Origin of the sequence: Paraburkholderia caffeinilytica (genome assembly GCF_003368325.1) — a bacterium.
Classification (GTDB): domain Bacteria; phylum Pseudomonadota; class Gammaproteobacteria; order Burkholderiales; family Burkholderiaceae; genus Paraburkholderia; species Paraburkholderia caffeinilytica.
On record NZ_CP031467.1, the window covers coordinates 233,314 to 257,162 of the forward strand.

Annotated in this window: 23 protein-coding genes; 6 read left to right on the top strand and 17 right to left on the bottom strand. The window is 63.0% G+C overall.

All coding sequences use genetic code 11. The annotated features are described in order from the left end of the window. Nucleotides 1-11: 11 nt before the first annotated feature. On the top strand, nucleotides 12-218 hold the full coding sequence (locus DSC91_RS16985) for a dodecin (protein ID WP_115780038.1): 207 nt from the start codon (nucleotides 12-14) through the stop codon (nucleotides 216-218). Between the two features lie 161 nt (nucleotides 219-379). On the opposite strand, the gene DSC91_RS16990 is transcribed toward DSC91_RS16985, so the two are convergent. The 4 genes from DSC91_RS16990 to DSC91_RS17005 form a co-directional block, all read right to left on the bottom strand. After that, nucleotides 380-1,474, bottom strand: coding sequence for a BMP family ABC transporter substrate-binding protein (locus tag DSC91_RS16990; RefSeq protein ID WP_115780039.1), 1,095 nt, complete (start codon nucleotides 1,472-1,474; stop codon nucleotides 380-382). Nucleotides 1,475-1,541: 67 nt separating this feature from the next. Next, nucleotides 1,542-2,471, bottom strand: coding sequence for an ABC transporter permease (locus DSC91_RS16995; RefSeq protein ID WP_115780040.1), 930 nt, complete (start codon nucleotides 2,469-2,471; stop codon nucleotides 1,542-1,544). A gap of 18 nt (nucleotides 2,472-2,489) precedes the next feature. Beyond that, on the bottom strand, nucleotides 2,490-3,596 hold the full coding sequence (locus tag DSC91_RS17000) for an ABC transporter permease (RefSeq protein ID WP_115780041.1): 1,107 nt from the start codon (nucleotides 3,594-3,596) through the stop codon (nucleotides 2,490-2,492). A gap of 103 nt (nucleotides 3,597-3,699) precedes the next feature. Then, entirely contained in the window at nucleotides 3,700-5,301 is a 1,602-nt protein-coding gene (locus DSC91_RS17005) for an ABC transporter ATP-binding protein (RefSeq protein ID WP_115780042.1), read from the bottom strand. Between the two features lie 251 nt (nucleotides 5,302-5,552). Between DSC91_RS17005 and DSC91_RS17010 the strand changes: the two genes are divergently transcribed. Beyond that, a complete protein-coding gene (locus DSC91_RS17010) occupies nucleotides 5,553-6,485 on the top strand; it encodes a LysR substrate-binding domain-containing protein (protein ID WP_012433318.1) in 933 nt (310 codons plus the stop codon). A gap of 86 nt (nucleotides 6,486-6,571) precedes the next feature. Here the strand turns inward: DSC91_RS17010 and DSC91_RS17015 are convergent, their stop codons facing one another. Further along, complete coding sequence (locus tag DSC91_RS17015) at nucleotides 6,572-7,969, bottom strand: 8-oxoguanine deaminase (protein ID WP_115780043.1); 1,398 nt, start codon at nucleotides 7,967-7,969, stop codon at nucleotides 6,572-6,574. A gap of 516 nt (nucleotides 7,970-8,485) precedes the next feature. On the opposite strand from DSC91_RS17015, the gene uraH reads away from it, so the two are divergent. From uraH to DSC91_RS17035, 4 genes are all read left to right on the top strand, one after another. Beyond that, on the top strand, nucleotides 8,486-8,839 hold the full coding sequence (gene uraH / locus DSC91_RS17020; RefSeq protein ID WP_074283346.1) for a hydroxyisourate hydrolase: 354 nt from the start codon (nucleotides 8,486-8,488) through the stop codon (nucleotides 8,837-8,839). 199 nt (nucleotides 8,840-9,038) lie between these two features. After that, entirely contained in the window at nucleotides 9,039-10,232 is a 1,194-nt protein-coding gene (locus DSC91_RS17025; protein ID WP_115780044.1) for a urate hydroxylase PuuD, read from the top strand. Between the two features lie 257 nt (nucleotides 10,233-10,489). Further along, nucleotides 10,490-10,756, top strand: a complete 267-nt coding sequence (locus DSC91_RS17030) for a helix-turn-helix domain-containing protein (RefSeq protein WP_115780045.1) — start codon at nucleotides 10,490-10,492, stop codon at nucleotides 10,754-10,756. Then, the gene (locus DSC91_RS17035) at nucleotides 10,753-12,102 is read left to right on the top strand and encodes a type II toxin-antitoxin system HipA family toxin (RefSeq protein ID WP_115780046.1); all 1,350 of its coding nucleotides are present in this window, start codon (nucleotides 10,753-10,755) and stop codon (nucleotides 12,100-12,102) included. Before DSC91_RS17030 ends, DSC91_RS17035 begins: the two co-directional genes overlap by 4 nt. Before the next feature lie 161 nt (nucleotides 12,103-12,263). On the opposite strand, the gene DSC91_RS17040 is transcribed toward DSC91_RS17035, so the two are convergent. From DSC91_RS17040 to DSC91_RS17100, 12 genes are all read right to left on the bottom strand, one after another. Further along, the gene (locus DSC91_RS17040; protein WP_115780047.1) at nucleotides 12,264-12,776 is read right to left on the bottom strand and encodes an ureidoglycolate lyase; all 513 of its coding nucleotides are present in this window, start codon (nucleotides 12,774-12,776) and stop codon (nucleotides 12,264-12,266) included. Further along, complete coding sequence (alc, locus tag DSC91_RS17045) at nucleotides 12,773-13,786, bottom strand: allantoicase (RefSeq protein WP_115780048.1); 1,014 nt, start codon at nucleotides 13,784-13,786, stop codon at nucleotides 12,773-12,775. The genes DSC91_RS17040 and alc overlap by 4 nt, the downstream gene beginning before the upstream one ends. Before the next feature lie 73 nt (nucleotides 13,787-13,859). Then, nucleotides 13,860-14,381 carry a 2-oxo-4-hydroxy-4-carboxy-5-ureidoimidazoline decarboxylase gene (gene uraD, locus DSC91_RS17050; protein WP_115780049.1) on the bottom strand — a complete coding sequence of 174 codons (522 nt, stop codon included), beginning with the start codon at nucleotides 14,379-14,381 and terminating at the stop codon, nucleotides 13,860-13,862. After that, nucleotides 14,378-15,328, bottom strand: a complete 951-nt coding sequence (gene puuE, locus DSC91_RS17055) for an allantoinase PuuE (protein ID WP_115780050.1) — start codon at nucleotides 15,326-15,328, stop codon at nucleotides 14,378-14,380. The genes uraD and puuE overlap by 4 nt, the downstream gene beginning before the upstream one ends. 258 nt (nucleotides 15,329-15,586) lie before the next feature. Then, complete coding sequence (locus DSC91_RS17060) at nucleotides 15,587-16,453, bottom strand: aspartate/glutamate racemase family protein (protein WP_115780051.1); 867 nt, start codon at nucleotides 16,451-16,453, stop codon at nucleotides 15,587-15,589. A 24-nt stretch (nucleotides 16,454-16,477) separates the two neighbouring features. After that, a complete protein-coding gene (locus DSC91_RS17065) occupies nucleotides 16,478-17,959 on the bottom strand; it encodes an NCS1 family nucleobase:cation symporter-1 (RefSeq protein ID WP_115780052.1) in 1,482 nt (493 codons plus the stop codon). A gap of 336 nt (nucleotides 17,960-18,295) precedes the next feature. Beyond that, nucleotides 18,296-19,048 (bottom strand): GntR family transcriptional regulator, encoded by a 753-nt coding sequence (locus DSC91_RS17070; protein WP_115780053.1) that lies wholly within the window; start codon nucleotides 19,046-19,048, stop codon nucleotides 18,296-18,298. A 316-nt stretch (nucleotides 19,049-19,364) separates the two neighbouring features. Continuing rightward, nucleotides 19,365-20,291: a muramoyltetrapeptide carboxypeptidase gene (ldcA, locus tag DSC91_RS17075; protein WP_115780054.1), complete on the bottom strand. Its 927-nt coding sequence runs from the start codon at nucleotides 20,289-20,291 to the stop codon at nucleotides 19,365-19,367. Between the two features lie 27 nt (nucleotides 20,292-20,318). Next, the gene (gene tadA, locus DSC91_RS17080) at nucleotides 20,319-20,996 is read right to left on the bottom strand and encodes a tRNA adenosine(34) deaminase TadA (protein ID WP_229758069.1); all 678 of its coding nucleotides are present in this window, start codon (nucleotides 20,994-20,996) and stop codon (nucleotides 20,319-20,321) included. 167 nt (nucleotides 20,997-21,163) lie between these two features. Next, nucleotides 21,164-21,565 (bottom strand): DnaJ family domain-containing protein, encoded by a 402-nt coding sequence (locus DSC91_RS17085; RefSeq protein WP_115780055.1) that lies wholly within the window; start codon nucleotides 21,563-21,565, stop codon nucleotides 21,164-21,166. 564 nt (nucleotides 21,566-22,129) lie between these two features. Continuing rightward, nucleotides 22,130-22,729: a 2'-5' RNA ligase family protein gene (locus DSC91_RS17095; RefSeq protein WP_115780057.1), complete on the bottom strand. Its 600-nt coding sequence runs from the start codon at nucleotides 22,727-22,729 to the stop codon at nucleotides 22,130-22,132. Between the two features lie 243 nt (nucleotides 22,730-22,972). Continuing rightward, complete coding sequence (locus DSC91_RS17100; protein ID WP_115780058.1) at nucleotides 22,973-23,677, bottom strand: Crp/Fnr family transcriptional regulator; 705 nt, start codon at nucleotides 23,675-23,677, stop codon at nucleotides 22,973-22,975. Between the last annotated feature and the right edge of the window lie 172 nt (nucleotides 23,678-23,849).

A 23,849-nucleotide genomic window follows, 5' to 3' on the forward strand; every position in this document is an offset into this window, starting at 1 on the left:
GGAGGAAGTTCATGTCAGAACACGTCTACAAACAAATCGAACTGACCGGCTCATCGACCAAATCGATCGACGACGCAATCAGCACCGCGATTACAAAAGCGTCGAAGACGCTGCGCAATCTGCACTGGTTCGAAGTGACGTCAACGCGGGGCCAGATCGAGAACGACAAGGTCGCCTACTGGCAGGTAAGCATCAAGGTAGGCCTGCGCATCGACTAGCGCATCGGTTGAAACATCTTCAACGCATAACCCGAAGCAAAAAAAGCTGCGTCCGTACTGGACGCAGCGCCTTAAAGCAGCGGTTGCTGAGACCGCCGCCTGGTCGATTGTTAGCCGGCCGATCGCCGGCCGATTCGCTCGCGAAGAGCACGCCAGCCGGATTACTTCGGCAGCGAGCCGTCCACGCCTTCCACGTACCAGTTCAGACGTTGCAACTCCGGATCGGTCAGCGTCTTGCCTGCCGGCACCTTCACCGCGCCGGACTGATCCTTGATCGGGCCCGTGAACACGTCCCACTTGCCGCCCGCCAGGTCATCGCGCTTCGCCGCCACCTGCTTCTGCGCATCAGCCGGAATCGCCGACGTGTTCAGGTCTTCAAGATTGACGGCCTTCTGCGGAATGCCCCACCACACCGGATCGTTCTTCCACTTGCCGTCCAGCACCTGCTGAATAGCCGCGTTGTAGTACACGCCCCAGTGCGCGACCACCGACCCGAGGTGCGCCTCAGGACCGAACTTCTTCATGTCCGAATCCCACCCGAACGCGTGTACGTGCTTTTCCGATGCGGTCGCGAGCGTCGCGCTCGAATCGGTGTTTTGCAGCAGCACGTCGGCACCCTGGCCGATCAGCGTTTCAGCGGCCTGCTTTTCCTTGCCCGGATCGAACCAGCTGTTGATCCAGATGACCTTGGTGTGGATCTTCGGATTCACCGAACGCGCGCCGAGCGTGTACGCGTTGATGTTGCGGATCACCTCGGGAATCGGCACCGATGCGACAAAGCCGAGCGTGTTGGTCTTCGTCACATAGCCTGCCGCGACGCCTGCCAGGTAGGCGCCCTGGTACATGCGCACGTCATAGGTGCCGAAGTTCGGCGCCTTCTTGTAGCCGGTTGCGTGCAGGAACACCGTGTCCGGGAAGTCCTTCGCGACCTTCAGTTCGAAGTCCTGATAGCCGAAGCTCGAACCGATGATGATCTTGTTGCCCTTGTTCGCCAGATCGCGGAACACACGCTCCGAGTCGGCCGATTCCGGCACGTTCTCGATGCGGGTGATCTTGATCTTGTTGCCGAACTTCGCTTCCGCTTCCTTGGAGCCCTGATCGTGCGCGAAGGTCCAGCCGGCGTCGCCCGGATTGCCGAGGTAGACGAACGCGACGCCCGGTGCGTCGGCCGCTTGCGCGGTTTGCGCGAGCGGCGCGGCAAGCGCCAGGGAGGCCGCGCCCCATGCGAATGCGGTCAGCAGATTTCTTCTCTTCATGTTTTCTCCTGTCGTGTTTGTCGATTGATTTGAAACGTGTGGTGGGTCATATGAAGCGACGAGCGTGTCATCCCGCCGAGAAAAACGGCTTGCCGAGCGACGCGGGCGCATTCAGACGAATCGTATTCGGGTTGCGCGAAATCAGCACGAGCACGACGACGGTCGCCACGTACGGCAGCATCGCGAGAAACTGCGTCGGCACCGGCACGCCGATGGCCTGAGCATAGAACTGCAGGCCGGTCACGGCGCCGAACAGCAGCGCGCCGATCAGGAGACGCCCCGGGCGCCACGTCGCGAACACCACCAGCGCGAGCGCGATCCAGCCGCGGCCCGAGGTAAGCTGCTCCTGCCACAAGTGCAGGTTGACGATCGAGTAATAGCCGCCCGCGAGGCCGGCCATGCCGCCGCCGAAGGCCACCGCGCCATAACGCACGCCGACCACCGGAAAGCCGACCGAGTGCGCCACCTGCGGCGATTCGCCGACCGAGCGCAGCACGAGGCCGGCACGCGTGCGGTACAGAAACCATCCGATCACCGCGAACATCAGGAACGCGAGGTAGTCGAGCGGCGTGAGGCTGAAGAGCGCGGGGCCGAGCACCGGGATCTTCGAGAGACCCGGAATGGTCCACGTGCCGATCGTGGCGCGCACCGCGGCCGACGTGTACGGCTTGCCGACATAGGCCGACAGGCCAATGCCGAAAATCGTCAGCGACAGCCCCGTGGCGACCTGATTGGCGAGCATGGTCAGCGTGAGGAACGCGAACAGCAGCGACATCGCAAGACCCGCGCCGATCGCGGCGACCACGCCGAGCCATGGGTTGCCGGTAATGGCGGTGACCGCGTAGCCGGTCACTGCGCCCATCAGCATCATGCCTTCGACGCCGAGGTTGAGAACGCCCGACTTCTCGGTGACGAGTTCGCCCGCGCCCGCGAACATCAGCGGAATGGCGGCGGTGACGGCGCTCGAGGTGAGCGCGCTGGCTTGTTGAATATCCATGGAGGTCCGGCGGGAAAATCAGTGGGCTTGCGCAGCGGCGGAGCGCCGGCGCACGCGATAGTTCACGAACAGGTCGGCGCCCAGCAGGCAGAACAGCAGCAGCCCCTGGAACACGCCCGAGAGCGCCTGCGGCAATTGCATCGAGGTCTGCACCGCTTCGCCGCCGAGGTACAGCAGCGCCATCAGCAGGCTCGCGAGCACGATGCCGAGCGGATGCAGCCGCCCCACGAACACGACGATGATCGCGGTGAAACCATAGCCCGGCGACCACGTCGCCTGCAACTGGCCGATCGGACCGGCGATCTCGCCCATCCCGGCGAGGCCCGCCAGGCCGCCGCTGATCAGCAGCGACGTCCAGATGGTCTTCTTGTCGGAGAAGCCGGCGTAGCGCGCGGCGAGCGGCGCGAGACCGCCGACATTCATCCGGTAGCCCGCGAAGCTCTTGCGCATGAACAGCCACACGCACGGAATCGCGATCAGCGTGATGAACACGGACGCATTGAGCCGCGTGCCGCGCAGCCATTTCCAATGCCAGTCGCCGGAAAAGGTCGGGTACAGCGCGTCGCCGCTGAACATCTCCGAGAGCGGGAAGTTCATGCCCTGCGGATCGCGCCACGGGCCGCTCACCAGATAGATCAGCAACTGGGTGGCCACGTACGTAAGCATCAGGCTGACCAGAATCTCGTTGGTGTTGAAGCGGCTTTTCAGCAGCGCGGGAATCGCGGCCCACGCCATACCGCCGAGCACGCCGGCGATCATCATGGTCGGCAGGATCCACCAGCCGGTGGCCTGATCGAAATAGATCGCGACGCCGCTGGCGGCGATGCCGCCCAGGAGCATCTGCCCTTCGGCGCCGATGTTCCAGACGTTGGCGCGATAGCCGACCGCGAGGCCGAGGCCGATCAGGCACAACGGCGAAGCCTTCAGCAGCAGTTCGGACCAGCCGTTCACACTGGAGAGCGGTTCGATGAAAAACGCGTGCATGGCTGCGAGCGGATCACGGCCGACCAGGCTGAAGATCAGGAAGCCGATCGCGAGCGTAAGCAACGCGGCGATCAGCGGCACGGCAAGCTGCATCGTGCGCGAGGGCGTCGTGCGTGCTTCGAGTCGATACGGAAGAATCATGGGAGCGTGCGCTTATGTGTGTGCTTATCTGTGTGCTTAGGTCTGGTTCTGGTGCTTATGGTGCTTTAGCGCCGATCGGTCAGCCGATCGCGCATCGATCCGTTCAGGCATGCGCCGGCTGTTCGGCCGACGGCGCCGAGCCCTCGCGATCGCCGAACAGGCCCGCCATCCAGCGGCCGATTTCCTCGGCGTTGGTCGCCCCCGTGGCACGCACCGGCGAGAGCCTGCCGCCGGCCAGCACCGCGATGCGATCGCAGATGTCGAACAACTCTTCCAGCTCTTCGGAGATCACCAGAATCGCCACACCGCGGGCGGACAGGTCGAGTAACTGCTGCCGGATGAAAGCCGCCGCGCCGACGTCGACGCCCCAGGTCGGCTGCGCGACCACCAGCACCTTGGGCGCCTGCAGAATCTCGCGGCCCATGATGTATTTCTGCAGATTGCCGCCGGAGAGACTTTGCGCCAACGCTTCCGAGCCGCCACAGCGAACGTCGAAGGCTTCGATGCAACGTTTGGCGAAGGCGCGCATCGCGCCGGCCTTGATCCAGCCCGCGTTCACCATCTGCTGACGATGCGCGGTGAGCAGCGCGTTTTCCGACAGCGTCATCGCCGGCACCGCGCCGCGCCCGAGGCGCTCTTCCGGCACGAAGCCGAAACCGAGCGCGCGCCGGCCGCCGGCGCCGAGGCGGCCGGCCGCCTTGCCGCAAATCGTGATCGCATCGGCGCGTGTGCCGCGCTTTTCGCCCGAGAGCGCCGACAGCAATTCGGCCTGCCCGTTGCCCGACACACCCGCGATGCCGAAGATCTCGCCCGCATGCACGCCGAACGACACGTTGTTGAGCGAGGTGCCGAACGGATCGTCGCTTTCCACCGACAACTGCTTCACGTCGAGCAGCACGGCGCCCGGCGTGTGTTCGCGGCGCGTGTAATCCGGCAGCGAATGGCCGACCATCAGCTGCGCGAGCGACGCATGCGTCTCTTCTTTCGGCTTGACGTGACCGGTCACGCGGCCGCCGCGCATCACCGTGGCGGTGTCGCACAACTCCTGGATCTCGTCGAGCTTGTGGCTGATGTAGAGGATGCTGCAGCCTTCCGCCGCGAGACGCCGCAGCGTCGCGAAGAGCTTGCGGACCGCTTGCGGCGTGAGCACCGAAGTCGGTTCGTCCATGATCAGCAGACGCGGGTTCTGCAGCAGGCAGCGCACGATCTCGACGCGCTGCCGCTCGCCCACCGTCAGACTGTGCACGTGGCGTTGCGGGTCGATGTCGAGGCCGTAGTCGGCGGAGACTTCGCGGATGCGTTTCGAGAGTGTCTTCAGATCGAAGGGTTCGTCGAGTGCGAGCGCGATGTTTTCGCCGACCGTGAGCGTCTCGAACAGCGAAAAATGCTGGAACACCATGCCGATGCCGAGCTTGCGCGCCGCCGCCGGGCTGGCGATCTCGACCGGCTGGCCCTCCCAGTGAATCTCGCCGGCATCGGGCCGCACCGCGCCGTAGATGATTTTCATCAGCGTGCTCTTGCCGGCGCCGTTTTCGCCGAGCACGGCATGGATTTCACCCGGCGCGACGATCAACCTGACGTCGTCGTTGGCACGCACGGCCGGATACTGTTTGGTGATGCCCTGAAGCATCAACCGGGGCGCCGCCTGTTCCGGCCCGTTTGCCGGCTGCGCGGCGGCGCCGTCGCTATAAGAAGAGTCGCTCATGTGATTCCGTAGTACGTCAGAGACTGCCGGTTATAGCGCGTCCGCCCGCCCTGTCAGCCGGCGATCCGTCACCACAACCGGATGACAATACCTAAATCGACCCGCTCAGTCGAGCCGTCAAAATTCCCCGCAAACCCCCGCCGCAGCGTGCTCTGCGGGTATCCCACCCTTGACGTGGCTTTGTGTTCATATTAAAACCCATATACACCCACGCCCGTTCGATCAGCCAGAACATATATTTCGGAGAAGTCATGAGTCAGCAACGCGAGGCGATCGATACGTATCTATTACGCGTCTTGCACACCCTGTTGATGGAGCGCAGCGTCACGCGCGCGGCCGTCAAACTGAATCAATCGCAACCCGCCATCAGCGCGGCCCTGCGCCGTTTGCGCGACATCACCGGCGACCCGCTGCTGGTGCGCGGCAAATCCGGCATGGTGCCGACCGAGTACGGCCTGCGCCTGCTCGAACCGGTGCAAAACGCGCTGCGCGAGATCGAACGCATCAAGTTCCAGCAGCACAACTTCGATCCCGCCACCTCTATTCGTTGCTACCGGATCGGCTGCCCCGACTACCTGAACGTGCTGTTCGTGCCGACGGTGGTGGAGCGCTTTCGTCAGGCCGCGCCGAACGCGACGCTCGAGTTTCACTCGCTCGGCCCGGCGTTCGACTACGAACTCGCGCTCGAGGACGGCAAGCTCGACATCGTGGTCGGCAACTGGCCGGAACCGCCGGAGCAGTTGCACCTGTCGAACCTGTTCGTCGATCAGATCGTCTGCCTGATGAGCAATGCGCATCCGTTCGCCAAACGCGGCGGGTTGACGCTCGACCAGTACCTGAATGCGCCGCATCTTGCGCCAACTCCTTACTCGGTGGGCCAACGCGGCGCGATCGACGTGCATCTCGCGCGCGAACGGTTAAAGCGTCACGTGGTCGTCACGTTGCCGTACTTCAATCTGGCGCCTTACGTGCTGATCAAGTCCGACCTGATCTTCACGACGACGCGCCTGTTTGCCGACTACTACGCCAAATTCCTGCCGCTGACCGTGGTGCCCGCACCGCTCGATTTCCCGCCGATGCAGTACTACCAGCTGTGGCACGAACGCGTGCATTACTCCGACGAAGTGCGCTGGCTGCGCAGTCTGGTTGCCGAAGCAACCAAGACGTTGATCGATAAGCCGTAATCCGTTGCGCTGCGGTTTATCGGCATCCCGTCTTTGTGGACCGATGCCGATAAACCTGCTTCTTCTATTGCGCCCTTACTTCGTCATCAGGCCGCCGCTTCGTAAAGCGTCCTCGCCAACCGGTTGTGCCGCTCGATGACCGGTCCGAGTTCCAGCGTCGTCAACTGCCCGTTCCTCACCACCACCTTGCCGCCGATCACGCTATGGCTCACCTGCGACGGCGCGCAGAACACCAGCGCCGCGACCGGATCGTGCAACGCGCCCGCAAACAGCGGCTGACGCAGATCGAAGGACACGAAATCCGCCGCCATGCCCGGCGCCAGTGCGCCGATGTCGTCACGATTCAGTACCTTCGCGCCGCCTAGCGTCGCAATCTCCAGGGCTTCACGCGCGGTCATCGCATCCGGCCCGAAACCGACCCGCTGCAGCAGCAGCGCCTGGCGCACTTCGGCAACCATTTGCGCGCCGTCGTTCGACGCCGAACCGTCGACGCCCAGACCCACCGGCACACCGGCAAGACGCATCCGCTTGACCGGCGCTATCCCCGACGCCAGCCGCATGTTCGAACACGGGCAATGCGCGACGCCGGTTCCCGTGCGGGCGAACAGCTCGATGCCCGCGTCGTCGAGTTGCACACAGTGCGCGTGCCACACATCATGGCCGACCCAGCCGAGGTCTTCCGCATACTCGGCCGGCGTCATGCCGAACTTCTCGCGGCTGTAGGCGATGTCGTTGACGTTCTCCGCCAGGTGCGTGTGCAGCGACACTCCGTAATGCCGCGCCATCACCGCGGATTCGCGCATCAGGTCGCGGCTCACCGAGAACGGCGAGCACGGCGCCACCACGACGCGCAACATCGCGTAGCACCCTTCGTCGTTGTACGTCTCGATCAGCCGTTGCGTGTCCTTCAGGATGTCCGCTTCACGTTCGACTACCGAATCCGGCGGCAAACCGCCGTCCTTCTGCCCCACGCTCATGCTGCCGCGGGCTGCATGAAAACGCATGCCGATCCGCTGCGCCGCGACGATGCTGTCGTCGAGGCGGCTGCCGTTCGGGTAGATATACAAATGGTCGCTCGAGGTCGTGCAACCGGACAGCAACAGCTCGGCCATCGCCGTTAGCGTCGAGACTTCGATCATCTCCGGTGTGAGGTTCGCCCACACCTTGTAGAGGTTGGTCAGCCAGCCGAAAAGCTCGGCGTTCTGCGCAGCCGGAATCGCGCGCGTCAGGCTCTGATACATATGGTGGTGCGTGTTCACCAGCCCCGGCATCACCAGGTGACCGCGCATGTCCAGCACTTCGTCGGCCGTTTGCGGCAATTCCGCCGTCGGTCCGACCGCGACGATGCGGTTGTCCTCGATATACAGGCCGCCGTCGCGCAGTTCGCGCCGGGCGCCGTCCATCGTGACCAGCACGTCCGCGTGCTTCACCAACATCGTTTTCTTCGGCTTGTTTGGCTTCATAGCCACCTGCTCCATCGTCATTCGCTTCTCCGCTTCATTGCTTCCGTGCAAAGCCGTTCGAACGCGATGTGACGGCACGCCAACCGTGCCGCCGCGTCCCGTCGAACGCCGTTGGCCCGGTTACCCAGCGTGTTTCCGCCGTCTTCGGGGTGTGCCGCGCTTCACCTGTGTTTGCTGCGGCGCACAGGTATAACCTTCGACGGTCAAAATAACGATGACAACTCGCGCCAGTGCGATACCCAACCTCACGCTGCCGATATAGTGGGCCTTTTTTGGCGCCGGTACGATCGGATTGCAGGGCAATAGTCGAATGAATCGACTCGGTGTGGCTTTCAGCAGGCTGTCTGTCATGCGCCAGGTATTATCTTTCCTATCTCTCTCGCGCTGACGTGAACATCCTTTTTACAATGACTGCCACGGCGCTCGCTTCAATTCGCCGACGGGTATGTAGCCACTGACGTGGAGCCTCGATCCGCCGCAACGTGTTCTGGATCGGGCCGCCGCCGAAACCTCGCATTCACATAAGGAAAATTGCGAATGGGAAAGCTCACTACCCACGTGCTCGACACCGCGAACGGCCGTCCCGGCGCGGGCATCAAGGTCGAACTCTTCGCGCTCTCCGGCGACACCCGCCGCGCGCTCAAAACCACCACCACCAATGACGACGGCCGTTGCGACCAGCCGCTGCTCGAAGGCGACGCATTGGTCCCGGGCGAATACGAACTCGTGTTCGGCGCCGGCGACTACTTTGCATCGATCGGCACGAAGGTCCCTGAGCCGCGTTTTGTCGATCGCGTCGTGTTGCGTTTCGGCGTGGCCGATGCCGGTGCGCACTATCACGTGCCGCTGCTGGTGTCGCCGTGGTCGTACAGCACCTATCGGGGCAGCTAAGTGCGCAACTGAGCGCGAGCGACCCAACCCGACGTTCCAATAAAAAACGGCGCGTGCGAACTGAGCGCACCGCGTCTTTCGCCCCGCAGTCTGTGCAGCGACGTTATGCATGCCGACGACCCGTCAACCGGGTCAACGAAGGCGCAGTGAAGGCACAAACGTCGTTGCGCGCACAACGAATCAGAAGTGGAGGAGTTTCATGGAAGGCTTTATCACTGACTGGCTGAACCTGGCATTGCGCTGGTTTCACGTCATCGCCGCCATCGCCTGGATTGGCGAATCGTTCTATTTCGTCGCGCTGGACAACAGCCTGAAACCGCCTACGGACCCGAATCAGCGCAAGCGCGGTGTATTCGGCGAACTGTGGCACGTGCACGGCGGCGGCTTCTACAACATGCAGAAGTACACCGTCGCGCCGCCGGAAATGCCGGACGATTTGCACTGGTCCAAGTGGCCGTCGTACACCACGTGGCTGTCGGGCGCAAGCCTCTTCACGGTGCTGTATCTGCTCTCGCCGTCCACGTACCTGATCGACAAGAACGTGCTCGACATGGGCCCGGTGGTCGCGGTTGCTTCGGCGCTCGGCTTTCTCGCCGCAGGCTGGATCGTCTACGACTCGCTGTGCCGTCTCCTCGGCAATAAAGACAAAGTGCTCGGCGTCTGCGTCGGCATTTATGTGCTGATCGCGGCGTACCTCGCGTGCCATATCTTCGCGGGCCGTGCGGCTTACCTGATCATGGGCGCGATGCTGGCAACGATCATGTCAGCGAACGTGTTCTTCGTGATCATTCCGGGTCAGCGCAAGATGGTTGCCGCCATGCTCAAGGGCGAAACACCGAACCCGATCTATGGCAAGCGCGGCAAGCAGCGTTCGGTTCACAACACGTATTTCACGCTGCCGGTGGTGTTCGCGATGCTGTCGAACCACTACGCGATGACCTACACGAATCAGTACAACTGGGTCGTGCTGCTGATGATCATGCTGGCCGGCGCGCTGATTCGCCAGTTCTTCGTGATGCGTCATCGTGGCCAGGTACTGTGGTACTTGCCGCTGGTCGGTATCGTGCTGATGTTCGCCGCTCTCTTCTGGACCATGCCCAAGCCGATCGTGCCGCAAGCGCAAGCCGCGAACGCGCCGACGGTCAAGGTGGCCGATATCGCGCCGGTGTTGCAGCAGCGCTGCGTGGCGTGCCACTCCGCCCATCCCACGATGATGGGCAGCGCCCCGGCCGGCGTGCTGCTGGATACGCCGGACGAGATCTCGCAGAACGCCCAGCGGATCTATCAGCAGGCCGTGACCTTGAAGGCAATGCCGCTGGGCAACGTCACGCACATGACCGACGACGAGCGGATGAAGATCGCCGCGTGGTTCGAAGGCGGTGCGGTGAAGTAATGAGCTGGCCGGGTGTGTTGCCCGGTTTGACAAGACAGCATGAAGCGGGCTTTTCGCGTGAGCGGGAAGCCCGCTTTTTTGCTCATTCAACCGGGCGGGTTTGTCCGGGCAACGATCAAGTTTGTAGCCCGAGGAGCACAAAATAGGCAAAGTCCGATAAAATGTAGCCCATAAGCCACAAAACTCCCATGATGATTTGTACCTCACGGGCTACAATACAGACTAAAACATGCCAAGTTGACTCTCTGGGGCTACAAATGACCAATCTCGCCGACGTATCGGACATGCTGAAGGCCGTTCGGCGTGAAAGCCACCTGTCGCAAGAGGAATTGGCCCGCCGCGCGGGCGTCGCCCGCACCACCGTCGCGCGCATGGAAACGCTCGCCAAAAACGATATGAGCGTGTCCGTGCTCGTGCGTCTGCTCGAAGCAGCCGGCTACGACCTCAAGTTCGTCGCGCACGGTCATGGGCGCACGCTGGAAGACATCCTGGCTGAACAGCGCATGCCGGACGCGAACTCATGAAGCTCGACGTTCAGGTACTGGGCAAGCACGTCGCCACGCTGTTTCGCGAGCGCGACGATTACGTCCTCAAATACAACCATGACGCGACGGCGGCCGACTTCGTCAGCCTAACCATGCCGGTTCGAGAAGAAGCGTGGCGCTGGCCGCGCGACCTGCATCCGTTTTTCCGGCAGAACCTGCCGGAAGGCTATCTGCTCAATCTGATCCGCGAGCAATTCGGCCCTCTGCTCGACGGCACCGATCTGTCGCTGCTTGCCGTAGTCGGCGCCATGGGGATTGGCCGCGTCACCGTGACGCCCGAAGGCGTCGCGCCGGGCACCGAGCTGCAAGCGCTGGATGTGCAGGACATCCTGCATGGTGACAACAGCGCCGACCATTTCGCCGCGCTGGTTCGCGAATATGCGCGCGCGGCCATCTCGGGCGCGGTGCCGAAGTTCATCGCACCGCAGGCGGAAGCTTCCGGCGCGTCCGCGCCGACACCGCTCGGCAAACCAACCATCCGAACGAGCCGCCACATCGTCAAAGGCTCCGACGACAACACGCCGTTTCTCGGTTTCAACGGGTTCTACTCGATGCGCGTGCTGGAACGGCTCGGCGTCGCGCCGGTCGCACGCACGCAAATGTCGGATGACGGCCGGGCACTGATCGTCGAACGCTTCGACGTGGATGCGCATGGACTGCCCGCGTACGGAGTGGAAGACATGTGCGGACTATTGGGCCTGCCGCCGCACGAAAAATACAACTCGACCAGCGAAAAAATGCTCAATGCCGCGCGAGCCTACCTGCTCGATCGCGACAGCATGCGGCAGCAACTCGAGCATCTCGGCTGGCACTTGCTGACCAACTACGTCGTGCGCAACGCGGACTGCCATACGAAGAATGTCGCGCTGTTCTACACGTCCGTGGACGACGTCGCGTTGACGCCCGTCTACGACATCGTCACGACGCAGGCTTATCCGCGTTTCGCGGCCAATCCGCCAGGCCTGCCGATCGACGGACGTAAAACCTGGGCGGCCGGCAAAACGCTCGAACGATTTTTCAACACGCGCATGGGGATCGCACCGCGGCAATACGCGCAGATGGTCGAAGCGTTATGCGACTCGGCGGTCGCCGTCGGTCACGAGTTGATTGAAGCGGCACGCAACGAACCGCCGTGGCGCAACGTCGCCAAGCAGATGCTGCATGCGTGGGACGACGGCATGGCGTCGTTGCGATCGCCGAAGAAAAGCTTGCAGTTCAAAGGACTCAAGCCGGCGATCGAAGCGGCGGGGTTTTCCGCGCCGGAGCCGGCGGAACATGCGCGTGAAGTCATCGGGCGTTCACCGCTTCTCGGCAGACGCAACTGAGCAACGAAATTGCGCTCCCGCAGGCGCTGTGCTTGCGCATGACTTGCGCATGAAAAAACACCCCAAATCGTTGGACGAGTGTCCAACCTTTGGGGTGCAGTTCAATACGGTGGGCTTACTCACAACTCACCGGCTCGACGCGCTGCGCTAAGGCAACGACCTCAAACGGTCACCGCACTCAACGCATCTTCAGTGAGCCAGAGCGACTCGGCCAGATCCTGCTCGTTGAGGTTGAGTCCGTCGCCACCACGATCGACGACGATAAAATCGCTCACGTCGCCCAGTGCGATCAGCGGATGGTGCCAGACGCCCTTCGCGTAGTTCACACCTTGCCAGCCGCTCGTCACGAACGCACGAATCTGCTGCGGGTTCAGCTCGCCCGCCGGCGCCACGACCACCAGATACGGCTTGTCGTTCAGCGGCACGAAGGCCTGGCTGCCCAGCGGATGACGTTCGAGCATCTTCACTTCGAACGGCAACGTGCGCGGCTGACCGCGAAACAGGTTCACCAGCGTCCGGCCGCTCTCGTCCGTTACGTCTACTTTCGCGAGATCGTGATAGCGGATCGTGGTGCCGAGGTTGATCGGAATCTGCTTCGCGCCTTCGAGCTCGATCACGTCGCCGAACGCGACGAACGCTTCCTTCGTCAAGGGTTCGATGGCCAGCGTTCTCATGATGCGAGCGTGCCCCACAGACGCAGACGCGACACGCCGCCGTCCGGAATGATGTTGAAGCGCACATGCGTGACCGGGCCCAATGCAGCGATTTCACTTTCGAAATAGTGCTGGTTGTCCATCTTCAGCTTCTGTTCGCCCAGCAGCACCGGCCAGAACATGGCTTGCGTGATCAGCGAGCTGTCCGTTCCGCCCGTCACATAGGCGGCCTGGATCGAGCAACGGTCCGGATAGTTGCCCTTGAAGTGAGCCGTATCGACTTCGATCTTCCTGATCACGCCCGGTTGCGCCAGCGCGACGATCGCCCAGTCGTTGCCCGGTTCACGGCGGCGGCGCGTTTCCCAGCCGTCGCCCATGTTCACGCCGCGGCCCGGCATCAGAATCGTCGATGCAGCGCCGAAGTGCTGGTTATTCGCCGCGACCAGATACGCGCCGTTTTCCATCGCCGCCAGATCGAACTGCTCGGTGCGGCTTGCGCCTGCCCAGTCGACTTGCGGCTGGCCATACACACGCAGACGCGCAATCCCGCCGTCGGGGTAGATGTTCACGCGCAAGTGCGTGTAGGCATTGGTGTCGCCGACTTCGTGATAGTGATGGCTGTTGCCTTGCAGCGTGGTCGACGGGACGATTTCGGTCCATTGCGTGGACTGGTTCGGCAGGCCGTCCACGACACGCGCCGCCTCGACCGAAGCCGCCGGCGGGAAGTTGCCCGTGAAGTGGCTGGTGTCGAGGTCGAGCCCCTTGATCACGCCCGGACGCGCGAGCTTCACGACACACCAGTCGTAGCCGTTGGCGCGCTTGCGGCGCGTTTCCCAGCCGTCCATCCACTTGCCGTTGTCGTCGTACTTGCCCGGAATGAAGACGGCGGGCTCCGGATTCAGCATGCGTTCCTTCGGTGCGAAGAAATCGTCGCTGGCCTCGAGCGCCTGCGCGCCCAGACGCGGGTCCGCCAGGTTCACATAGCGGCGCGTGAATTCCGGTGCGTTGGGATCGAGAATCGGGAGTGCCATCTTTGTCTTCCTTAATGTTTGCCAGTGCTGAAAAAACGTTTCGGTTCGAGGTCCGCGACGCGCAGTTAAAACCTTACGCGTCGATCAGGTCGTCGAGCCGGAAACGTGCGATGCGGTAGATCTGATCGAGGCTCGCGCGCAATTCGTCGGCGCGGCTGTTGTTCACGCGCGCCTCGAAGTTCGCGATGATGCCGTGGCGGTCGTAACCGCGCACCGCGAGAATGAAAGGAAAGCCGAACTTCTCGCGATAGGCGCTGTTCAACGCCAGCAGCTTGTCGAATTCTTCCTGCGTGCACTGGGCAAGGCCCGCACCGCTCTGCTCACGCGTGGATTCGGCCGTCAGCTCGCCGCGCACCGCAGCCTTGCCGGCGAGTTCCGGGTGGGCGTTGATCAACGCCAGTTGCTTCTCTTCGCCGGCCGTTTCGACGATGTTCGACATCTTGCCATGCAGTTCGTCGATGCTGCCAAACGGCCGTTGCTGCGCGGCGATTTCCGCGACCCACGGCGAGTGCTCGAAAATGCCCGACAGCGCTGCGACGAACGCGTCGGTCGAGGTGCTGTTGAGTTGGTCCAGAGTGTATTGCATCGCCTTCATGCCGCAGCCCCGCGGTTGTCTTGTTGGTAAGGGTGATGTTCGCGCCAGTGACGCGCGATATCGACGCGCCGCGTCACCCACACGCGATCGTGCTGTTCGATATGGTCGAGAAAACGTTGCAGCGCGCGGAAGCGTCCCGGACGGCCGAGCAGACGGCAATGCATGCCGATCGACAGCATCTTCGGTGCTTCGTCGCCTTCTTCGTACAGTACGTCGAATGCGTCGCGCAGGTACGTGAAGAAATGGTCCGCGGTGTTGAAGCCTTGCGGGCTTGCAAAGCGCATATCGTTGGTGTCGAGCGTGTACGGCACGATCAGTTGCGGGCTCTTTGCGCCGCCCGTCACCTCGACATCCATCCAGAACGGCAGATCGTCGCCGTAGTAATCCGAGTCGTACAGGAAGCCGCCGTATTCGGCGACCAGCCGATGCGTGTTGGGACTGTCGCGGCCGGTATACCAGCCAAGCGGCCGCTCGCCGGTGACACGCTCGATCGCTTCCATGCCGAGGCGCATGTGTTCCGCCTCTTTCTCCGGCGACACGTCCTGGTAGTGAATCCAGCGATAGCCGTGGCAGGCGATCTCATGCCCGAGCTCGACGAAAGCGCGGCCCAGCTCAGGATGCCGTTCGATCGCCATGCCGACGCCGAACACCGTGAGCGGCAAGCCGCGCTTTTCGAATTCGCGCAGGATGCGCCACACGCCTGCCCGCGAGCCGTATTCGTAGATCGACTCCATGCTCATGTGACGCGCCGGAAACGACGCCGCGCCGACGATTTCCGACAGAAACTGCTCCGAGCCCGGATCGTCGTGCAGCACGCAGTTTTCACCGCCTTCTTCGTAGTTCAGAACGAATTGCACCGCGACGCGCGCTCGACCCGGCCAGTTCGCCTGCACCGGGTGGCGGCCGTAGCCGATCAGATCGCGTGGATAGTTCGAGTCGAGTGGCATGGTTTGACGAAAGCGTGGTGACGGGCCGTAAAATTCGCATGGAACTCACGTGAGATGCACGTGGGGTTTGCGTGCGTTCTGTGCGTTCCGCATGCGGGTGTGCGTTTGCCGCGGTTAGGCATGCCGGCGCGGGCGGAAAAGCCCTGAAAAAGCGACACCAGAAGCAGCAGTAAAACAGCGTTCCGATACCAGCGCCGAGTGGGACCAGTGTAGCGAAAACACCCGGGTGCGCCCATACACCCGGGCAGATAGTGCGTGTCAGACTGGATGTATGTGCGGAGCCGGCTCCACCGGGCGTTCCGTGGTGTTTACCCGCAGTAAGCCACTCGAATGTGCACGCTCGGCGGCGCTTGCCGCTGCACCCCGCGGCGGCTGCGGATTGGGGTCGGCATCGGCCGGACTGAAGCCTTCCAGCGCGCCGTCGTAGCGCTTGGCCAGCGGCCGCGCATAGTCGCCCCGTTTGGCCGTCGACAGCCGCAGTGCGACCAGCGCCTCAGTCCATTTGACCGCCGCCGTCACGCCCTCGATCACCGGCGCACCCAAGGCATCTTCGATCTCCGCGCACAACTCGGCCATGCCGGCGCAACCCAGCACGATCGCGTCCGAGCCGTCCTCCTCCAGCGCCCGCCGGCATTCGTCGAGGATGATACGGCGCGCCGCCGAACCGGGCCTGTCGAGATCCAGCACGGCGACGTCGGTCGCGCGCACGTTGCGGCAAAAGCGCTTCATGCCGTAACGCTCGGCGAGGTGCCACGCCATGCCGCACGTGCGCGCCAGCGTGGTAACCACCGAAAACCCGGGAGCCAGCACGCTTGCAGCATGCATCGCCGCTTCGGCGATGCCGATCACCGGACCGCGCGCCAGCTCGCGCGCCGCGTATAAGCCAGGGTCGCCGAAGCAGGCGATCACGTACCCGTCGCAGCCCTCGCGCTCGCCGGCGATAACCTCGGCCAGCAAACCCGGCGTCGCGAGGGCTTCGTCGTAGTAGCCTTCAATCGACGGCGGCCCCATCGTCGGATTTACCGCGATCACTTCGGTGCCGGGCGCCGCGACTTCTCGCGCGCAGCGGCCCATCGCGTCGGTCATACGCTGCGTCGTATTCGGATTGATCAGTTTGATGCGCATATCGACTCCTGTTGCAGCACTGGCTCAGCGAGCGAGCACGCGGTAGAACACTGCACCCAATGCAGCACCGATAAACCACGAGAAATTGGCCAGCCCGTCGAGTGCCGGCACCATCACGCAGATCAGGGCAATGAGCGCAGCCGGCAACAATGCGGCCACCGCGCGGTAGTTGACACCGTTTCTATACCAGTACGATCCGCTCGGGGAGACCGAGTAGAGATCGTCGAGCACGATCTTTTGACGCTTCACAAGGAAGTAGTCGACAATCAGGACACCATACAACGGTCCAATGAAGCTGCCGAGCACGTCGAGCGTGTAGTGAATCACCGCCGGATTGTTGAACAGGTTCCACGGCGTGATGAAGATCGACGCCACCGCCGCGAGCATGCCGCCCGCGCGCCAGCTGATCAGACGCGGCGCGACATTCGAGAAGTCGAAAGCCGGCGACACGAAGTTAGCGACGATGTTGATGCCGATCGTGGCAATCGTGAAGGTCAATGCACCGAGAATTACCGCGGTCGGATAGTCGATGCGGCCCACAGTTTCGACCGGGTCCGTGATCAGTTGGCCGAACACCGGCAGCGTCGCCGCGGTCGTGACCACCGTCACCAGCGAGAAGGCGAGGAAGTTGACCGGCAAACCCCAGAAGTTACCGCGCTGCACGCTGCGAAAGCTCTTGCCGTAGCGGGAAAAGTCGCCGAAATTCAGCATCGGACCGGAGAAGTACGAGACCACCAGCGAGGTTGCCGTGATCATCACCGGCACCACTTCCAGGCCGTGATATTTGACGCCGCCCAGATTGATGCCGATGTTGCGCCATCCTGCGCGATACACCATGTAGCCCGCGAGAATGAACATCACCACATAGACCGCCGGACCCGCGAAGTCGATGAACTTCTTGATGGTCTCCATGCCGTGCCAGAACACCAGCGCCTGCAGGACCCACAGCAGCATGAAACCGGCCCAGCCAAGGGTCGAGAGACCCATGAGGCCATGGTGATGAACGTCCGCATACGGCAACAGTTGCGGAACGAACTTCAGCACCACGATCACCAATGCGCTCGAAGCCAGATAAGTTTGGATTCCGTACCATGCGACCGCGATCAAGCCGCGAATCACGGCCGGAATATTTGCGCCGAGCACGCCGAACGTTGCGCGGCAGGCCACCGGATAAGGCACGCCGTTCGCCTGACTCGGCTTGGCGATCAGGTTGCAGAGCACGTTGACGATCGTAATGCCGACCAGCAGCGCGATCAGCACCTGCCAGCTCGTCAGCCCAAGCGCGAACAGACTGCCCGCGAACACGTAGCCGCCGACACTGTGCACGTCCGACATCCAGAACGCGAAGATGTTGTAGGCACCCCAGGTTTGATGGCGCAGCGGCGCCAGGTCCTCGTTGTACAACCTCTCGCTGTAGCCTGCGGGTATCGACGGATCGCTCGACTCGCCGCCGTCTGCGTAGGTGGGAATTGCGGAACTGCCGGGCGCTGCACTGAACTGAGCCATGACTCCTCCTTGGGATAGGGACCATCGATAGCGAATCGAAGGACGTTGCATCGGTCATGCCAGCCGCCCTCTTCTCCCCGTTCGGGAAACACGGGGTTCGAACCGGCTGATTGACCGCGCCGCGGGTGTCTCCGTACTTGATGTACTTGTGGTTATCGCACCGCCTGCCACCGCGGATTCCCGGCGATGCGTGACTACTCCAAGGCTGTCATTCCGTGACGGCCACGCGTGCGCAAGCCGGCAGCGCTCACGCCGAGCCGCCTTGCAACGCCTGATTCGGTTCAGTTCAATTCAGTGCGGCGCGCACCAGCAACGAGCGCGCACCGGCCGCCGGCCTCAGCCTGGCGCGGACTTGGGTCCAGGTGCTTCCTTCGGAGCGTCCTTTGGTGCGCCGTTCAGGGCGCCGAACACTTCATGCAGGTCGGCCGCGCCACGTGCGGGTCGGTCCAGCATCTTCAACTCGACGCTTTGCAAATGGCGCGACATCAGTGCCGCCGCCTCTTTTGCATCGCCGGCGTCGAGCGCGGCGAGAATGGCTTCGTGGTCCTCGAACGAGCAAGGGCTGCGTCCGAGCGACTCGTACAGTGCCGAAATCAGCGTGGAGCGCGCCACCAGTCCGTTCAGGCAGTCGCACAGCACGGTGTTGCCAGTGAGCCCGGCCAGTTCGGTATGAAACTCGCCAGACAGACGAATCCACGCCGGAAAATCACGTGTTTCGAACGCTTTGCGTTCGCGCCCGATCATGCTGCCGATGCTCTTCAAACGGCGCATGCCATGACCGCCGCAAATCTTTTCAACGACGGCCAGCTCGATGATCCGGCGCATCTCGAAGACCTCATGCACTTCCTGCAGCGACGGACTGGCGACAAACGCACCACGATTCGGTTCGAGGTCGACGAGGTGGTCGGTGGCCAGTTGCGCGAGCGCCTGCCGGATCGGGCCGCGCTTCACGCCGAATACTTCGCATAACTGTGCTTCTGTCAGCTTGGCGCCAGGCGCTAACCGGTGCTCGAGGATCGCGGCGCGGATGCGCTCGGCGATCGTTTCGGCTTTCGGACCATTCGCGGCGGCGGAGTCTGTGTCGGACATGATGTGCGTCTCGGTATGTTGGTCATCATAGGATGGACATAAAAATTGTCAACAATTTTTGATTTTAATTTCGACAATCCGGATGCCCGGGCCATGCCGTGGTCTGGCGGACAGCCCGCGCGGGCCTTACTCTGCTTCACTACCAGTTTAATTAATGGATGGGACGGCCGTCTATTGAGGACGGTTTTTGTCAACAAAGTGAGAGACATTCACGGGACCGGTCTGTTGGGATACGGCAGAAAACCAAGACCGTTAGTTGCGTTGAAGGCTCGAAAAGAAAGCGGGCAAACGCCCGCTTCCCTACCCCACCGTTGTTTCAGGCAAGCGTCGGATAGCCCGATAACGACAGTTTGAACCCGTGTGCGTTGGCGACGAGGTGCGCGTCCGCGCCGACCGGCAGCGTCAGCATGTTGGGAACATGGCCGAATTGCAGACCGGTGATGACCGGAATCCCGATCACCGACCGCACCTGCTCGATCATCGCGTGCAGATCGTAACCGTTGTCGTACTCGTAAGGCTTGCCGCCGGAGAAATCACCCAGCACGAGCGCCTGCTGCTGCGCAAGGATGCCCGACAGGTGCAACTGATAAAGCATCCGCTCGACCCGGAACGGCTGCTCGTTGACGTCTTCGAGGAACAGAATGCCGCCTTGCACCGGCGGCAGGTACGGCGTGCCGATCAACGAGGTCACCACCGCCAGATTGCCGCCCCACAACATGCCCGTCACGTCGACCGTCTGCGCTTGCGGCACATTGCTCGTCACCGTCATGGTCGGCCTGGTCAGCGCGGACCAGAAGTGCTGCATGGTGAATTCGCTCAGATCCTCCGCGCCAAAATCACTCATCAACATCGGGCCGCCGAACGTCTTCACGCCGGCGCGGGCCAGCAAAGCAAGCTGCACCGCGGTGAAATCGCTATGACCCACCAGCGCGACCGGCTGATCGGTCAGCCGCCGTTGCAGCCCTTCGTAATCGAGTCCGTGCAGAATGCGCACCGCGCCGTAACCACCACGCACGGTCAGCACGATATCGGGCAACGCACGCGCGGGGTCCGCCAGCCGGTTCAGATCGGCTGCGCGCTCGCCGTCAGTGCCGGCGAAACGCTGGTAACGGCGTCTTGTCGCCTCCACGCCTTCCACGCGATGTCCCTGCGCATGCAAGCGATGCAACGCGCGATGCAGCACCTCGGAATCATGCGGATACCCGGACGGTGCGATCAACTCAATGGTGCGATGGACGGTCATCTGCAAGACCTGCTGAACGTTGTTGTTTTAGAGCGGCTCGGCCGGCCCCGGTTCGCAGCGTGCTTCAACGCACGCGTCAGGACGGGTTTCAGCGTGCGTTTCGCTGCGTGGAGCGGCGTGCGCGCCGAGGTGTGCTTCGCCGCCTGCTTCGACCTGCACTTCGACCGGCGCTTCGCCCCGCGCCGCCGCGCGTGCTTCACGACTTGCGCGCCGCCGTTCGGCGAAGAACGATTTGAGCGCGGCGCCGCATTCGGTTTCAAGCACGCCGCCGGTCACCGTGGTGTGGTGATTCAACTGCGGATTCGCGAAAGCGTCGACAACACTCCCGCACGCCCCGGTTTTCGGATCGCGCGCCCCGAACACGACGCGTGCGATGCGCGCGTGCATGATCGCACCGGCGCACATCAGGCAAGGTTCCAGTGTCACATAGAGCTCGCAGCCCGGCAGGCGATAGTTTTCGACAGCTTGCGCGGCGGCGCGCAATGCGATCATTTCCGCATGGGCCGACGGGTCGTGAGCGCCGATCGGGTGGTTGAACCCTTTGGCGATGACTTCGTCGCCCCGCACGAGCACCGCGCCAACCGGCACTTCGCCGGCTGCGCGAGCCTCTTCGGCGGCGGCCTGGGCGAGCGCCATGAAGCGACGATCCCGTTCGGACACAGGCGGTGCGGACGATTCGTCAGGCGTGGAGGTGTCGATCAGCATTGTGGTGCGCGCTGCTGGCGTTGGATCGCTCGTTGCGAGTGCTGCCGCGCCGGGACCAACGGATCCGGCCCGGGCAGCCGTCAATGTCGCCGCCTTGGCCGCCTCAGCTGGTTCACCGGACTCGACAGACGCCGGACCTGGCACGGCGGAGTGGACAAGCGGCCCGCTCACTGCGAACCCGCATCGGCCATGTTGAGGTTGCCGGTGCGTTCCGACAGCCGCTCGGCAATACGGCGGCAATATTCGCGCGGCAGGACCAGCGGGCCGCCGCGCAGCGATTCAAGCGCCATATCGAGCGCCAGCATGCGCGCGTGGAGACGGCAGCGGGTAGACCGGTCGCTCACGGCATTCAGTTCCGCCTGCAGGTCGCGCAAGGCGCGCAGCTGCTCGACAGCCGGCGGCACGAAGCCCGCATTTTTCAGAATCCGGTTGGCGACGCGCACTTCCTCCGGGACCAGTGCATCGTCCTCCAGGGGCAGCGGCGCACCCGCGCCCGGCAAATCATCGAACTCGCCGCGCGCGGCTGCGGCGGCAATACGCTGTTCGACTAACGCATCAAGCAATTTCATCTGCAGTCCACTACGTTGCGGCCCAAGCATTCTATCAGGGAGCGCGCGACGGTTCCGGCTGTCTGACCGACGAATCCCCCTGGTTTTCAGATTCTGCGTATTTGAGGGACGCATGGTGTGGATTAGGGTGAAGGGTTGCCCGCACCGCCGCTTCATGCCCGCATAAACTTACGAATATCTTTCGCCGCGCGCCGCGAAAACGGCCGCCCCATCTTCCCCATCTGCCTCATCTGCCCCACTCACGGAGTCCACTTACGCCATGCAATCCGGAACCCCCGATCACCGCGTCGTCACAGCACTTCCAGCTTGTGCCACACATTTCAATCCGCGCCTGATCGCATTGACTGCGCCGATTCAAAAACGCGCCTTCAAACGATGCCTGCGCGCGACGCTAGCGGCCGTTACGATGTCGGCCGCGCTATCGGGCTGCGGCGTATTCTGCGGCGGTGCCGGCGGCAGCGGCGGCGGCTTCGCCGGCGGTTGCGCGACCGGCATGCGGTTCTAGTCCGCTACGCCTACACCTCGTCGCCTTGGCTTCGCGACGGCCGGCGCGAACCCGCACGTTCACCCGGCCGCCAATGGCCAGCGCGCCAGAACGACGTGCCGGGTACGCCCCAGCAAGCTGTGCACCAGTGCAAACTCACGCACGTTCCAACTGACGGCTTCGACAGCGCGTGTTGCGATCCACGGCATGCCGTAAGCGAGCGTCACATGCGGGGTGTACGGCGTACTGGCCAAGACAGCGCGATCCCCAAATCCAGCGTTTTGCAACGCCAGCCCAAGCGCATCGTGAAGCGCGTGGAGTCCGACGACACCCTCGCCGCCCCCCAACACCAGCGGCCCGGGCCGCGGCTTCAGCGCAAAGCTGAGGGCGCTGTCGAAATCGACGCTAAAAGGCGCCATCCTGATCGACGCGGCCGCGTTCATGGCCGCCTCCACCCGCGCCGGCGGCAAACCGCCCGCGAAATTCCCGAGATGCAGCAACGTGACGTGCATGCGGTTGGCCGCAAGCGGCTTGCTCTTCGAGCGCGTCTCCCCGCAGAGCTGTTGCGCAAGCTTCGAAATGTCCGCCGCCGTATGCGCGTCGGGAAAGACAGCGAAGAACAGTCCGTCTGTCGGCGCAGGTGGCGCCTCGAGTCCGGGCAGCCAGAGTTGCTCAGGCATGTCGCGCCTGACAGGGTGAAGCCGGCATAAGAATGAATCTCCGTTCGATGGTGCGCGCTTGCCAGCGTTTCCGGAAAGAGCGGCAAGTCGACTGCAGACGTGGCCTCCCAGGACGTTTGCGCCCACGGGCCGCGTATGGGCACGCAACACTGTACATTCATACAGTATCGACGGCAACGTGGAACAGCTCAAAAACTGAAAGTCCCCATCAACGCCAACGCGTTCAACGCAACAGCGTGGCGGTCACGGATCGGGATCGCCGAGACTGGCTGCGCGCAATCGGTCGACATCGAGTATGGCGATTTCCCCGGATTTCAGGCTCACTATGCGTTGGCTTTCGAGGTTCCTGAGCAACTGATTCGTGGTCTGCCGCGACAGCGACACCATCGAAGCCAGGCTGTCTTGCGAGACCCTGATCCTGCTCTGCGCGGCGTTGAGGCCGCCATACCCGCCCGCGATCATCAGCAAACGGTTCGCCACGCGCTGTGCCGCGGGCAACAGGGTCATCGCTTCGGCGTTCTCGAACGAAACCCGAAGTCTTTGCGCCATCAACAACGCAAAATCGCGCCAATATCGAGGTGTGGAATCGAGCAGGTCTCGCAGCGCGGCCTCGGGCACGTGCAGCAGCAGCGTCCGGCTGACGGCGGTGGCGTCGTTCGGCCGTGGCAGCCCATCGAACATCGAGATTTCCCCCACCCATGCAGTCGGTCCGAGCACCGCAAGCAAGGCCTCTTTCCCATCCACCCCGACTGTGCCGAAAGCGAGCGCGCCGCCCAGCACGGCGTACAGGCCATAAGACTGTTCGCCGCGCCGATACAGGAATTGGCCTTTTTCCAGCGTGAGCAGGCCGGCATGGCCGATCAGATAGTCCCGCAACTCGACGGGCAGGCCCTGAAACCATGAGGTCGTTTCGAGTTGTGACCGGTAGCGGTGCAGGCTGGATTCCATCGGCGCGTCGACCTGTCGGGTATCTGACAGATTTTAGGCGGCTTCGCGAACATCATGTGGACTCACACCGTACGACGCGATGACTTCAGCCTCTGCAGCACCTGCTGCACCTGCTGTGCCGCGGGGCCGAATGAGCGATCTCGCAAGGCGTCGTCTCAGGTTGTTCCAGGTT